The sequence below is a fragment of the Nonomuraea purpurea genome (assembly GCF_042650645.1).
GTDB classification, from domain to species: domain Bacteria; phylum Actinomycetota; class Actinomycetes; order Streptosporangiales; family Streptosporangiaceae; genus Nonomuraea; species Nonomuraea purpurea.
On record NZ_JBHSBI010000014.1, the window covers coordinates 179,072 to 192,715 of the forward strand.

Here is a 13,644-nt window from a genome sequence, read left to right on the forward strand (position 1 = left end):
GCTGGTCACGACCGCGGCGACGGCCGCGATAGCCATAGTCTTTACGCATGACGCGCGCTCAGTTGGACAAACAGCCGGACGAGGTCGCCGCGATGTTCGATCGCACCGCCCGGCGCTACGACCTGGTCAACGACGTGATCTCCCTCGGGCAGGTCAGGAACTGGCGCAAGGCGGTGGCCGCCGCCGTCGACGCGGGGCCCGGGGAGATCGTTCTTGACCTGGGGGCCGGCACCGGCACGTCCACCGACGCCTTCACCACGCTGGGCGCGCGGGCGATCGCCTCCGACTTCTCGCTCGGCATGCTCCGCACCGGCGTGGCGCGTCACGGCGGCAACGCGCTGAGCGGGGCGGGGGTGCCGTTCGTCGCGGGCGACGCGCTGCGGCTGCCGTTCGCCGACGGGGCCTTCGACGCGGTGACGATCTCGGTCGCGCTGCGCAACGTGCACGACACCTCCCAGGCGCTGAGGGAGATGTCGCGGGTGACCAGGCCGGGCGGCCGCCTGGTGGTCCTGGAGTTCTCCCACGTCACGGTCGGCGCGTTCGATCTGGTCTACCGCGAATACCTGATGAGGTTGCTGCCGAAGGTGGCCAAGGTGTTCGGGTCCAACGACGACTCCTACGAATATCTGGCCGAGTCGATCAGAGACTGGCCCGACCAGCCGACGCTGGCCAGGACGATCCTGGCCGCGGGCTGGGAACGGGTCGCCTGGCGCAATCTCTCCATGGGGATCGTCGCCATGCACAGGGGGTTCAAGCCCGCCTGAGCCAATGGCGGCGTCGCTGATTTTCACCGCGCCCGTTTTCTCGCAACCGGTTAGCCTCAGGGTGTGCCGGCGGGCGGCCCCGTGCAATTCCCGCCGGGACGACGCGAACGGCCCTTTCCCGAAAACGTATTCAGGGCTTCTCGGCGACGATTGCGCAGGCGTTTGCGGGCATATGCAGCGAATATCCAGAAAGGAGACTGGGTGATCGGGGAGGTCAATCCGACACTCCGCCGCCGGAAGGTGGCCACCGAACTACGACGGCTACGCGAAGAGGCAGGGCTCAACGGCGTGCGGGTGGCGGGCTCCCTGCGCTGGTCCACCTCCAAGCTCTCCAGGATGGAGACCGGGCAGGTCGCGCCCTCGGCAGACGACGTGGCCAAGCTGCTGACGCTCTACCACACCGACGGCGAGCGGGGCGAGCTGCTGCTCCAGCTTGCCGAGAACGACGCCCCCAAAGGCTGGTGGGAGGGCTACTCCGACGTGTTGCCGGAGGTCCTGCGCGAGTACATCGGGCTGGAGCACGGCGCGAGCTCGATCAGGTCGTGGAACGCCAACGTCCTGCCCGGGCTGCTGCAGACCAGGGCCTACGCCACCGAACTTGCCAAGATCAACCAGCGCCTCGACCCGGCCCCGCCGAGCCGCATCGAGCGCCGCGCCCACGCCCGCCTGCTCAGGCAGCAGGTGCTCACCCGCGAGCCGCCCCCGTCCTGCACGGTCGTCCTCGACGAGGCGGTGCTGCGCCGCCGGTTCGGCGACGGCGACGCCGCGATGATGCGCGAGCAGCTCCGCCACCTGCTGAAGGTGGGTGAGCTGCCGAACATCTCCATTCGCGTCCTGCTCCTGGAACACGCGCACCCCCTCGATTTCTCCGGCTTCGTGCTCCTCGGCTTTCCCTCACTGCCGGTGCTGGGGCCGATCTCCGCCGACATCGCCGTCTCCGAGGAGTATCAGGCGGTCGCGCTCGTCGAGGCCGAGGAGCGGGTCTACCGCTACTCGCTGCTGTTCGATCTTCTGTGTCAGGCCGCTCTCGACGAGGAATCGTCTCGAGACTGCATCGCCTCGCTGGGCGGGCTCTGAGCGACCGGAGCCCGGCTGCTAGCGTGACGATCATGACTGCGCGGCCACAGGCGACACGCCGTCCACTTGGATCACAGAACAGCACCCCGACTGCCACTATGTACAGGAAAAGCAGTAGACTGCGGGCCGACAAGTTTGTGAAGGGGTTCACAAAGGAACGAAGGCGCCACACCCCGAAGCCTTCGCGTGTGTAGGACAGGACAGGTCCAGTGACCGTGCCAACAGCCACCCTCCGAGCGCAGGAGCTCGCCGCAAGAGAGCGACGTAGGAGCCGACGAGTGGCGAGGCGGGCGCGACCATGAGCACAATTGACGCCGACGTCATCGTGGTCGGTGCCGGTCCCGCCGGTTCCGCGACCGCCTTCTACCTCGCGCACGCCGGGTTCGACGTTCTGCTCCTGGAGAAGACCAGGTTCCCCCGTGAGAAGGTCTGCGGCGACGGCCTGACCCCGCGTGCGGTCAAGCAGTTGCTCAACATGGGCGTCGACGTCGACGCGCCCGGCTGGATCAGGAACAAGGGCCTGCGCGTCGTGGGCGGCGGCCTGCGATTCGAGCTCGACTGGCCGCAGCTTGAGCGCTTCCCCGACTTCGGGCTTGTCCGCACCCGGCAGGACTTCGACCAGATCGTCGCGGCCAACGCGGTCAAGAACGGCGTACGCCTCAAGGAGGGCGTCACCGTCACGGGCCCCGTGCTCGACGACCGCAGCGGCCACATCGTCGGCGTGAAGACCAAGGACGGCGCCGAGTACCGCAGCCGCGTGGTCGTGGCCGCCGACGGCAACAGCACCCGCCTGGCCCTGGGCATGGGCCTGCACAAGCGCGAGGACCGCCCGATGGGCGTGGCCGTGCGCACCTACTTCGAGAGCCCGCGCCACGACGACGACTACCTGGAGACGTGGCTGGAGCTGTGGGACGGCGACACGCTGCTGCCCGGCTACGGCTGGGTCTTCGGCGTCGGCGACGGCACCGCCAACGTGGGCCTGGGCCTGCTCAACACCAGCGCGCAGTTCGGCAACATCGACTACCGCGACCTGCTCAGGCGCTGGTGCCGGTCGATGCCGGCCGAGTGGGGCTTCACCGAGGAGAACATGACGGGGCCCATCCGCGGCGCCGCGCTCCCGATGGCCTTCAACAGGCAGCCCCACTACACACGCGGCCTCGTACTCGTGGGAGACTCCGGCGGGGCGATCAACCCGTTCAACGGCGAGGGCATCGCCTACGCCATGGAAACCGGTGAGATCGCCGCGGAGATCATCGCCAGGGCCCTCGTGGGTGCCACCCCCGCGCAGCGGGAGCGGACCCTGCGGACCTATCCTCAAGTGCTGAAAGACGCCTATGGCGGATATTTCACACTTGGGAGGCTGTTCGTCGAGGCGATCGGGAAGCCGGGTGTGATGCGCTTCGGCACCAGGCACGGGCTCCCGCACCCGAGGCTGATGCGCTTCGCGCTCAAACTCCTTGGTAATCTCACCGACCGGCGAGGCGATGCGTCGGACATGATCATTAACGCACTCTCGAAGGTCGCCCCACCAGCATGAATCCCGCAACTAACAGATCCGGCTGCGCGCCCGCGCGCGCGGCGACTCCGGAGGAGGCGTAGCGATGGACCTTTACGTGCCCATCCTGGTGCTCGCCGTTCTCGCGGGGGGCTTCGCGATCTTCTCGGTCGCCATTGCTCCCTTCACCGGCCCCAAGCGCTGGAACCGCGCCAAGCTTGACGCCTACGAATGCGGCATCGAGCCGACGCCCCAGCCTGTCGGTGGTGGACGGTTCCCACTCAAATACATGATCACCGCGATGCTCTTCATCGTGTTCGACATCGAGATCATCTTCCTCTATCCGTGGGCCGTCTCGTTCGCGCCGGAGACGGACGACGTCGGCCGGACGATCTTCTCGGGGCTCGGGCTGTTCGGCCTCGTGGAGATGTTGCTGTTCATCATCACGGTGCTGGTCGCCTACGCGTACGTCTGGCGCCGCAAGGGTCTGGACTGGGACTGAAAATGGGACTTGAAGAAAAACTCCCCAGCGGGTTCATCCTCAGCACGGTCGAAGCGGCCGCCGGATGGGCGCGGAAGAACTCCGTATGGCCGGCCACGTTCGGCCTGGCCTGTTGCGCCATCGAGCTGATGGCCACCGGCGGCCCCCACTACGACCTGGCGCGCTTCGGCATGGAGCGCGCTTCGGCGTCTCCCCGGCAGGCCGACCTCATGATCGTCGCCGGGCGCGTGTCGCAGAAGATGGCGCCCGTCCTGCGGCAGATCTACGACCAGATGGCCGAGCCCAAGTGGGTCATCTCCATGGGCGTGTGCGCCTCCAGCGGCGGCATGTTCAACAACTACGCCATCGTGCAGGGCGTCGACCACGTCGTGCCCGTCGACATCTACCTGCCGGGCTGCCCGCCGCGGCCCGAGATGCTGATCGACGCGATCGTCAAGCTGCACGACAAGATCCAGAACATGAAGTTCGGCGCGCACCGCGCCAAGCAGATCGAGGAGCTCGAACTGCAGGCGCTGCGTACGCTGCCGCTGATCGATCAGGGGGCCGCGAAGTGACTTCGCCCGACAACCTCCCCGAGGTCCCCGACGCCCAGGTCCCCGAGGTGCCGGCGGCGCAGGAGCCGCCGGTCGCCCGGCGGGGCATGTTCGGCGCCCAGGACTCCGGCGACACCTCCGGCTACGGCGGCCTCGTCGTCCGCAGGGCGCCGCAGCTTTCGACGCCGCGCCCGTACGGGAGCTACTTCGACGAGATCGTCGACTTCCTCGGCCTCGAGGACGCCGTCGAGCGCGTGGTCGTCGACCGCGGCGAGCTGACCCTGCACGTCAAGCGCGAGCGCGTCGTCGAGGTCTGCCAGAAGCTGCGCGACGACCCGAACCTGCGCTTCGAGCTGTCGCTCGGCGTCTCAGGCGTGCACTACCCCCACATGACGGGCGAGGAGCTGCGCGCGGTCTACCACCTGTGCTCGATCACCCACAACAGGCGTGTACGCCTGGAGGTCAGCGCACCGGACTCCGACCCGCACATTCCATCCACCGTGGGCGTTTACCCTGGTCATGACTGGCACGAGCGGGAGACGTACGACTTCTTCGGCATCGTCTTCGACGGTCACCCGGGGCTCACGCGGATCATGATGCCGGACGACTGGGACGGTCACCCGCAGCGCAAGGACTACCCGCTGGGCGGCATCCCGGTCGAGTACCGAGGCGCCACCATCCCCTCGCCGGACCAGAGGAGGTCTTACGCGTGAGCGACCTTGTGAAGCGACGCGTCGACGACCTCAGGGAGGATCACTCATGAGCACCGCTTATGACGAGGCGACCGAGGGCAAGGTCTACTCGGTCACCGGCGCCGACTGGGACGAGGTCGTCACCGGTGCGCGCGACTCCGAGGAAGAGCGCCTGGTCATCAACATGGGCCCGCAGCACCCGTCCACCCACGGTGTGCTCCGCCTGGTCCTGACCCTCGACGGCGAGACGGTCACCGAGGCCCGCGGGGTCATCGGCTACCTGCACACCGGCATCGAGAAGAACATGGAGTACCGGACGTGGACCCAGGGGACCACGTTCGTGACCCGCATGGACTACCTGTCGCCGATCTTCAACGAGACCGCCTACTGCCTGGGCGTGGAGAAGCTGCTCGGCATCACCGACCGCATCCCCGAGCGGGCGCAGGCCATCCGCGTGATGATGATGGAGCTCAACCGCATCGCCTCGCACCTGGTGGCGATGGGCACCTTCGGCATGGAGCTGGGCGCGACCACGCCGTTCCTGTTCGGGTACCGCGATCGTGAAATGATCATGGACCTGTTCGAGTACATCACCGGCCTGCGCATGAACCACGCCTACATCCGCCCCGGCGGTGTGAGCGTCGATCTGCCCGCCGGCGCGGTCGACAAGGTCGGCGAGTTCCTCAAGGAGATGCCCAAGCGGATCAAGGACATCCGCAAGCTCCTCGACGAGAACCCGGTCTACGTGCGCCGCACCAAGGACGTGGCCTACCTCGACCTGACCGGCTGCATGGCGCTGGGCATCACGGGCCCCATCCTGCGCGCCGCCGGTCTGCCCTGGGACCTGCGCAAGTCGCAGCCCTACTGCGGCTACGAGAACTACGAGTTCAACGTCGCGACCGAGCGCGGCTGCGACGTCTACTCGCGCTATCTCGTGCGCATGAAGGAGATGGAGGAGTCCCTCAAGATCGTCGAGCAGGCGCTCGACAAGATCGCCGGGCCGCTCAAGGGCGACCCCGTGATGATCGAGGACAAGAAGATCGGCTGGCCCGCGCAGCTCGCGCTCGGCCCCGACGGGTTCGGCAACTCGCCCGACCACATCGCCCACATCATGGGCACCTCGATGGAGGCCCTCATCCACCACTTCAAGCTGGTGACCGAGGGCTTCAGGGTGCCGGCCGGGCAGGCGTACGCCAGCATCGAGTCCCCCAAGGGCGAGCTCGGCGCCCACGTCGTCAGCGACGGCGGCACCCGGCCCTACCGGGTGCACTTCCGCGAGCCGTCCTTCTGCAACCTGCAGGGCTTCCCCGCGATGGCCGAGGGCGGCCAGGTCGCCGACGTGATCGCCGCGGTGGCTTCTATCGACCCCGTCATGGGAGGTGTAGACCGGTGACGTATTCGCCGGAGATCCGCGAGCGTCTGGAGCGAGACGCCAAGGAGATCATCGGGCGTTACCCGAAGACGCGCTCCGCCCTGCTGCCGCTGCTCCACCTCGTGCAGTCCGAAGACGGCTACGTCTCCGACGACGGGCAGGAGTTCTGCGCCGAGATGCTGGGCGTCAGCAAGGCCGAGGTCACGGGCGTGGCGACCTTCTACACCATGTACAAGCGCAAGCCCGCCGGCGACTACCACGTCGGCGTGTGCATCAACGCGCTGTGCGCGGTCATGGGCGGCGACCAGATCTGGGACGAGCTGACCGAGCACGTCGGCGTCGGCCACGAGGAGGCGACCCCCGACGGCAAGGTCTCGCTGGAGCGCCTGGAGTGCAACGCGGCCTGCGACTTCGCCCCCGTGATGATGGTCAACTGGGAGTTCTTCGACAACCAGACGCCCGAGTCGGCCAAGCAGCTCGTCGACGACCTGCGTGACGGCAAGGACGTACGGCCCACGCGCGGCCCGAAGAAGCTGTGCACCTTCAAGGAGGCCTCGCGGGTGCTCGCCGGCCTGCCCGACGAGCTGGCGGGCGACGGCCCCTCGGCGGCCGGCCCCTCGCTTGAGGGCCTGAAGGTGGCCAAGGCCAGAGGATGGAAGGCCCCAGAGGCATGACGACCACTTTGACACCCGTCCTGACAGCGAACTGGGACCAGGCCAACTCCTTCACCCTCGACGTCTACGGCGAGTACGAGGCGGCCAAGAAGGCGCTGGGCATGGACCCCGACGCCGTCATCCAGGCCGTCAAGGACTCCGGCCTGCGCGGCCGAGGCGGCGCGGGCTTCCCCACCGGCATGAAGTGGGGTTTCATCCCCCAGGGTGACGGCAAGCCCCACTACCTCGTCGTCAACGCCGACGAGTCGGAGCCGGGCACCTGCAAGGACATCCCGCTGATGATGGCCAACCCGCACGCGCTGGTCGAGGGCATCATCATCACCTCGTACGCGATCCGCGCCAACCACGCCTTCATCTACGTGCGCGGCGAGGTCCTCCACGTGATCAGGCGGCTGCACGCGGCCGTGCGCGAGGCGTACGAGAAGGGCTACCTCGGCAGCGACGTCTTCGGCTCCGGCTACGACCTCGAACTGGTCGTGCACAGCGGCGCCGGGGCGTACATCTGCGGCGAGGAGACGGCCCTGCTCGACTCGCTGGAAGGCTTCAGAGGACAACCGCGGCTCAAGCCCCCGTTCCCGGCCGTGGCGGGCCTGTACGCCTCGCCTACTGTGGTGAACAACGTGGAGTCGATCGCGAGTGTTCCCTCGATCATCGCCAACGGCGCCGAGTGGTTCGCGGGGATGGGCACCGAGAAGTCCAAGGGCTTCGGCATCTTCTCCCTGAGCGGCCACGTCACCAGGCCGGGCCAGTACGAGGCGCCGCTCGGCATCACGCTGCGCGAGCTGCTCGACATGGCGGGCGGCGTCCGCGCAGGACACGAGATCAAGTTCTGGACCCCCGGCGGCTCCTCCACGCCGATCTTCACCGACGAGCACCTCGACGTGCCGCTCGACTTCGAGGCGGTCGGCGCCAAGGGCTCCATGCTCGGCACCCGGGCGCTGCAGATCTTCGACGAGACCACCTGCGTGGTCCGCACGGTGCTGCGCTGGACCGAGTTCTACGCCCACGAGTCCTGCGGCAAGTGCACGCCGTGCCGCGAGGGCACGTACTGGCTCAAGCAGGTGCTCAAGCGCCTGGAGAAGGGCCAGGGCACCGAGGAGGACCTGGACACGATCACCGACATCGCGGACAACATCCTCGGACGTTCGTTCTGCGCTCTGGGTGACGGCGCGACCAGCCCGATCCACTCCTCGGTGAAGTACTTCCGCGAGGAGTACCTCAAGCACTTCGAGATCGGCGGCTGCCCGTTCGACCCGAAGAAGTCCACTCTCTGGGGTGAGCAGTGACCGTCGTAGAGACCGAAGTGAACCTGGTGACCCTGACCATCGACGGGTTCCAGGTCAGCGTGCCCAAGGGCACATTGATCATCAGAGCCGCCGAGCTCCTGGGCATCCAGATCCCCAGGTTCTGCGACCACCCGCTGCTCGACCCGGCGGCCAACTGCCGCCAGTGCCTGGTCGACATCCCCGACGCGGGCAACGGGCGGGGCTTCCCCAAGCCGCAGCCGTCCTGCGCGATCGAGGTGGCGCAGGGCATGGTCGTGCAGACCCAGCTCACCTCGCCGGTCGCCGAGAAGGCGCAGCGCGGGGCCATGGAGCTGCTGCTCATGAACCACCCGCTCGACTGCCCGGTCTGCGACAAGGGCGGTGAGTGCCCCCTGCAGAACCAGGCCATGTCCAACGGTCAGGGCGAGTCCAGGTTCCAGGAGCAGAAGCGGACCTTCCCCAAGCCGCTGCCGCTGTCCACGCAGGTGCTGCTCGACCGCGAGCGCTGCGTCCAGTGCGCGCGCTGCATCCGCTTCTCCGACCAGATCGCCGGCGACCCGCTCATCGAGTTCTTCGAGCGCGGCGCCAAGGAGCAGGTGCGCACGGCGGAAGGCAAGCCGTTCAACTCCTACTTCTCCGGCAACACGGTGCAGATCTGCCCGGTCGGCGCGCTCACCGGGGCCGCCTACCGGTTCAGGGCCCGCCCGTTCGACCTGGTCTCCACGCCGAGCGCGTGCGAACACTGCGCCTCCGGCTGCGCCCAGCGCACCGACCACCGGCGCGGCCGGGTCACCCGCCGCCTGGCGGGCGACGACCCGCAGGTGAACGAGGAGTGGAACTGCGACAAGGGCCGCTGGGCGTTCACCTACGCCACGCAGCCCGACCGGCTCAAGACGCCGCTGATCCGCAACGAGGAAGGCGTGCTCGTGCCGGCCTCGTGGCCCGAGGCGCTCACGGTGGCCGCCCAGGGCCTGGCCAAGGCCCGCGGCAAGGCCGGCGTGCTGGTCGGCGGCCGGGTCACGGTCGAGGACGCCTACGCCTACGCCAAGTTCGCCAGGCTCGCCCTCGGCACCAACGACGTCGACTTCCGCGCCAGGCCGCACTCCGCCGAGGAGTCGCAGTTCCTGGCCCACGCGGTGGCCGGCAAGGGCATCGAGATCAACTACACCGACCTTGAGAACGCCTCCCACGTGGTGCTCGTCGGGTTCGAGCCCGAGGACGAGTCGCCGATCGTCTTCCTGCGCCTGCGCAAGGCGTGGAAGAAGAAGGGGCTCAAGGTCACCTCGATCGCGCCGTTCGCCTCTCCTGGGCTGGTGAAGATGGGCGGCACGCTCGTCCGCACCGCCCCCGGCGCCGAGGCCGACGCGATCGGCGACCTGGTCGGCACGCTGGCCGAGGGCACGATCGTGCTCGCGGGCGAGCGGCTGGCCACCGTCCCCGGCGCGCTGTCCGCCCTGGTCCGCCTGGCCGCCGCAGGCGCCAGGCTCGCCTGGATCCCGCGCAGGGCCGGCGAGCGTGGCGCGATCGAGGCCGGCGCGCTGCCCAACCTGCTGCCGATCGGCCGCCCGGTCGACGACGAGAGCGCCAGGGCCGAGGTCGCCCGGGTGTGGAACGTGTCCTCGCTGCCCGCCACCCCCGGCAGGGAGACCGCGGGCATCCTCGACGCCGCCCGCGCCGGCGAACTGGACGCGCTGATCGTCGGCGGCGTCGACCCCTACGACCTGGCCGACCCGGCGGCGGCGCTCGACGCGCTCGAGCGCACGCCGTTCATCGTCAGCCTGGAGATCCGCGCCAGCGCCGTCACCGACCGCGCGGACGTGGTCCTGCCCGTCGCCGCCGTCCAGGAGAAGGGCGGCACGTTCGTCAACTGGGAGGGCCGAGGCCGCTCGTTCGAGGCGCCGCTCAGGGTGCCAGGACTGCAGAGCGACCTGGCCGTGATCGGCAACCTGGCCGACCGGATGGACGTCCACCTGGGCCTGCCGGACGCCAAGGCCGCCCGGCGCGAACTGTCCGCCCTGGGCGCCTGGCGGGGCAGCCGCGTCACCGCGCCGCACACCGCCACCCGCGCGCAGGACCCGCCGGGGGCGGGCGAGGCGCTGCTGGCCACCTGGCACCTGCTGCTCGACGAGGGCAGGCTGCAGGACGGCGAGCCGTACCTCGCGGGCACCGCCCGCGCCGCCGAAGCGCTGGTCTCCGAGAGCACGGCCGCCGAACTGGGCATCACCGACGGCGACAAGCTCGTCATCGGCGACCCGGAGTCGGAGGCCGTCACCCTGCCCGTGCGCGTCGCCGACCTGCCCGACCGCGTGGTCTGGGTGCCGTCCAACTCCGGCGGCTGCTCGGTCACCCGCGACCTGCGCGCGGTGGCCGGCGACATCGTCACCATCGGGAGCGCCTCATGACCCTCGTTCTCGCGGCCGATCCCACCCTTGCCGACTTCGGCAAGGACCCGCTGTGGATCACCATCGTCAAGGCCGTGATGCTCTTCGCCTTCCTGATGCTGGGCATCCTGTTCGGCGTCTGGTTCGAGCGCAAGCTGATCTCGCGGATGCAGCACCGCTACGGCCCCAACCGGGCCGGCAAGTTCGGCCTGCTGCAGTCGGTGGCAGACGGTCTGAAGATGGGTCTGAAGGAGGACCTCTTCCCGAACACCGTCGACAAGGTGCTCTACCTGCTGGCACCGGTGATCATGGTGGTGCCCGCCTTCCTGGCCTTCTCGATCGTGCCGTTCGCGCCGATGGTGAACCTGTTCGGCGTGCAGACGCCGCTGCAGCTCGTCGACCTGCCGGTCGCGGTGCTGTTCATGCTGGCCATGGGCGCGGTGTCGGTGTACGGCGTGGTGCTGGCCGGATGGTCGTCGCGCTCGCCGTACGCGCTGCTCGGCGGTCTGCGCTCGGCGGCTCAGGTGGTCTCGTACGAGATCGCGATGGGGTTGTCGTTCGTGGCGATCTTCGTGTTCGCCGGGACGCTGTCCACCTCCGAGATCGTCAAGGCGCAGGAGCAGACCTGGTTCGCGGTGCTGCTGATCCCGTCGTTCCTGATCTACGTGATCTGCATGTTCGGCGAGGCCGCGCGCATCCCGTTCGACCTGCCCGAGGGTGAAGGAGAGCTGGTCGGCGGGTTCCAGACCGAGTACTCCTCCTCGCTGAAGTTCGCGCTCATCATGATGGGCGAGTACCTGCACACCTTCACCGCCACCGGCATCGCCGTGACGCTGTTCCTCGGAGGCTGGCGGGCGCCGTTCCCGATCTCGCTGTGGGAGGGTGCCAACACGGGCTACTGGCCGGTGCTGTGGTTCCTCATCAAGTTCATCCTGACCTTCAGCTTCATCATCTGGGTCAGGGCCTCGCTGCCGCGAGTGCGCTACGACCAGCTCATGTCGCTCGGCTGGAAGGTGCTGATCCCGGTCAACCTGGCGTGGATCCTGCTGGTCGCGGCCGTGCGCAACGTGGTCGTGGGCGAGGGCGACACGATGCTCGGGGTCGGGCTCGGCGTGCTGATCGTGATCGGGGCGCTGGCGATCTGGATGCGGTTCGACACGGTGAACCAGCGGCGCAAGGAAGACAAGAAGGCCGAGATCGAGGCCGAGTTCGAGGAACTGTCCAACGATCCGACGGCCGGCGGGTTCCCGGTGCCGCCGCTCGATCTGCCGCACTACCACGGGGTGCAGCACAAGGAGATTCCCAGTGGGACTAACTGATTGGCTGAACCCCGTCAAGGGCTTCGGGGTCACCTTCCATACGATGTTCAAGAAGCCCGTCACGACGAACTACCCGGAGGAGAAGAAGCCGACGGCTCCTCGCTTCCACGGGCGTCACCAGCTCAACCGCTGGCCTGACGGGCTGGAGAAGTGCATTGGGTGCGAGCTGTGCGCCTGGGCGTGTCCGGCCGACGCGATCTACGTTGAGGGCGCGGACAACACCGAGGAAGAGCGCTTCTCCCCGGGTGAGCGGTATGGGCGCACGTACCAGATCAACTACCTGCGCTGCATCCTGTGCGGCCTGTGCATCGAGGCGTGCCCGACCCGAGCGCTCACCATGACCAACGAGTACGAGCTCGCCGACTCCAGCCGCGAGAGCCTCATCTTCACCAAGGAGATGCTGCTCGCGCCGTTGACCCAGGGCATGGAACAGCCGCCGCACCCCATGCGGCTCGGTGAGACCGAAGAGGACTACTACCGGCTGGGGCGGACCAATGGGTGAGACCATCACGTTCTGGGTGCTCGCCGTCGTGTCCGTCGGCGCCGCGCTCGGCATGGTCTTCAACCGGAAGGCCGTGTACTCCGCGCTGATGCTCGGCACGGTGATGCTCTGCCTGGCCGTCCTGTACGCCGTGCAGGACGCCCCCTTCCTGGCCGCGGTGCAGATCATCGTCTACACCGGCGCGATCATGATGCTGTTCCTGTTCGTGCTCATGCTCGTGGGCGTCGACTCCTCCGACTCCTTCGTCGAGACGCTGAAGGGCCAGCGCTTCTGGGCCGCGATCGCGGCCATCGGGTTCGTGGCGCTGATCGTGCTGGCGTTCGGCAACGCGATCTTCGCTCCCCAGGCGGGGCTGGCGCAGGCCACCGCGCAGGGCGGCTACGTCCGCTCGATCGCGGCGCTGCTGTTCACCAAGTACGTGTTCGCGTTCGAGATCACCTCGGCGCTGCTGATCACGGCGGCGCTCGGCGCGATGGTGCTGGCGCACCGCGAGAAGCTCACCGAGAAGGCCACGCAGAAGGACCTGTCCCGCGCCCGGTTCCTCAGTGACCGCCCGTCGCCGCTGCCCGGCCCCGGCACCTACGCCAGGCACAACGCCATCGACATGCCGGCGCTGCTGCCCGACGGCACGGTCGCGGAGTCCTCGGTCAACCGCTACATCGCGCGCTACGACGTCGAGCACGGGCACCTGCCCGAGGACCCCAAGCTCGCCGAGGCCATCAAGCACACGGCCGAGGACGAAGCCGAGGAAAGCAACGAGGTCACCAAATGACGACGCACTACCTCGTACTGTCCGGCCTGTTGTTCGCCATCGGCGCCCTGGGTGTGCTGATCCGGCGGAACGCGATCGTGGTGTTCATGTGCGTGGAGCTCATGCTCAACGCCTGCAACCTGGCCTTCGTCACCTTCTCCAGGCAGGTCGGCAACCTGGAGGGCCAGGTCATCGCGTTCTTCGTGATGGTGGTGGCCGCGGCCGAGGTCGTGGTCGGCCTGGCCATCATCGTAACGATCTTCCGAACTCGCAGGTCCGCGTCCGTCGACGACGCGAACCTGCTGAAGTACTAGAGG

General features: G+C 68.3%; 14 protein-coding genes. All 14 read left to right on the forward strand.

Annotated features, from left to right (window positions below):
* Window positions 1-47 precede the first annotated feature (47 nt).
* The 14 genes from ACFOY2_RS27445 to nuoK all read left to right on the forward strand — a co-directional run bounded on the left by ACFOY2_RS27445 (window position 48) and on the right by nuoK (window position 13,641).
* Complete coding sequence (locus ACFOY2_RS27445; protein ID WP_379530952.1) at window positions 48-764, forward strand: demethylmenaquinone methyltransferase; 717 nt, start codon at window positions 48-50, stop codon at window positions 762-764.
* 201 nt (window positions 765-965) lie between these two features.
* Window positions 966-1,841: a helix-turn-helix domain-containing protein gene (locus ACFOY2_RS27450; RefSeq protein ID WP_379530953.1), complete on the forward strand. Its 876-nt coding sequence runs from the start codon at window positions 966-968 to the stop codon at window positions 1,839-1,841.
* Between the two features lie 298 nt (window positions 1,842-2,139).
* Window positions 2,140-3,378: a geranylgeranyl reductase family protein gene (locus ACFOY2_RS27455; protein ID WP_379530954.1), complete on the forward strand. Its 1,239-nt coding sequence runs from the start codon at window positions 2,140-2,142 to the stop codon at window positions 3,376-3,378.
* A 64-nt stretch (window positions 3,379-3,442) separates the two neighbouring features.
* Window positions 3,443-3,838, forward strand: coding sequence for an NADH-quinone oxidoreductase subunit A (locus tag ACFOY2_RS27460; protein WP_379530955.1), 396 nt, complete (start codon window positions 3,443-3,445; stop codon window positions 3,836-3,838).
* Window positions 3,839-3,840: 2 nt separating this feature from the next.
* The gene (locus ACFOY2_RS27465) at window positions 3,841-4,392 is read left to right on the forward strand and encodes a NuoB/complex I 20 kDa subunit family protein (RefSeq protein ID WP_132608802.1); all 552 of its coding nucleotides are present in this window, start codon (window positions 3,841-3,843) and stop codon (window positions 4,390-4,392) included.
* On the forward strand, window positions 4,389-5,084 hold the full coding sequence (locus tag ACFOY2_RS27470) for an NADH-quinone oxidoreductase subunit C (protein WP_379530956.1): 696 nt from the start codon (window positions 4,389-4,391) through the stop codon (window positions 5,082-5,084). Before ACFOY2_RS27465 ends, ACFOY2_RS27470 begins: the two co-directional genes overlap by 4 nt.
* A 46-nt stretch (window positions 5,085-5,130) precedes the next feature.
* Complete coding sequence (locus ACFOY2_RS27475; RefSeq protein WP_379530957.1) at window positions 5,131-6,456, forward strand: NADH-quinone oxidoreductase subunit D; 1,326 nt, start codon at window positions 5,131-5,133, stop codon at window positions 6,454-6,456.
* On the forward strand, window positions 6,453-7,109 hold the full coding sequence (gene nuoE, locus ACFOY2_RS27480; protein ID WP_379530958.1) for an NADH-quinone oxidoreductase subunit NuoE: 657 nt from the start codon (window positions 6,453-6,455) through the stop codon (window positions 7,107-7,109). Before ACFOY2_RS27475 ends, nuoE begins: the two co-directional genes overlap by 4 nt.
* Entirely contained in the window at window positions 7,106-8,395 is a 1,290-nt protein-coding gene (gene nuoF / locus ACFOY2_RS27485) for an NADH-quinone oxidoreductase subunit NuoF (RefSeq protein WP_379530959.1), read from the forward strand. Before nuoE ends, nuoF begins: the two co-directional genes overlap by 4 nt.
* Complete coding sequence (locus tag ACFOY2_RS27490; RefSeq protein WP_379530960.1) at window positions 8,392-10,776, forward strand: NADH-quinone oxidoreductase subunit G; 2,385 nt, start codon at window positions 8,392-8,394, stop codon at window positions 10,774-10,776. Before nuoF ends, ACFOY2_RS27490 begins: the two co-directional genes overlap by 4 nt.
* Window positions 10,773-12,074: an NADH-quinone oxidoreductase subunit NuoH gene (gene nuoH, locus ACFOY2_RS27495; protein ID WP_379530961.1), complete on the forward strand. Its 1,302-nt coding sequence runs from the start codon at window positions 10,773-10,775 to the stop codon at window positions 12,072-12,074. The genes ACFOY2_RS27490 and nuoH overlap by 4 nt, the downstream gene beginning before the upstream one ends.
* Window positions 12,061-12,576 carry an NADH-quinone oxidoreductase subunit NuoI gene (gene nuoI / locus ACFOY2_RS27500; RefSeq protein WP_357827088.1) on the forward strand — a complete coding sequence of 172 codons (516 nt, stop codon included), beginning with the start codon at window positions 12,061-12,063 and terminating at the stop codon, window positions 12,574-12,576. Before nuoH ends, nuoI begins: the two co-directional genes overlap by 14 nt.
* On the forward strand, window positions 12,569-13,348 hold the full coding sequence (locus tag ACFOY2_RS27505; RefSeq protein ID WP_379530962.1) for an NADH-quinone oxidoreductase subunit J: 780 nt from the start codon (window positions 12,569-12,571) through the stop codon (window positions 13,346-13,348). The genes nuoI and ACFOY2_RS27505 overlap by 8 nt, the downstream gene beginning before the upstream one ends.
* On the forward strand, window positions 13,345-13,641 hold the full coding sequence (gene nuoK, locus ACFOY2_RS27510) for an NADH-quinone oxidoreductase subunit NuoK (protein ID WP_090931987.1): 297 nt from the start codon (window positions 13,345-13,347) through the stop codon (window positions 13,639-13,641). Before ACFOY2_RS27505 ends, nuoK begins: the two co-directional genes overlap by 4 nt.
* Window positions 13,642-13,644: the final 3 nt, after the last annotated feature.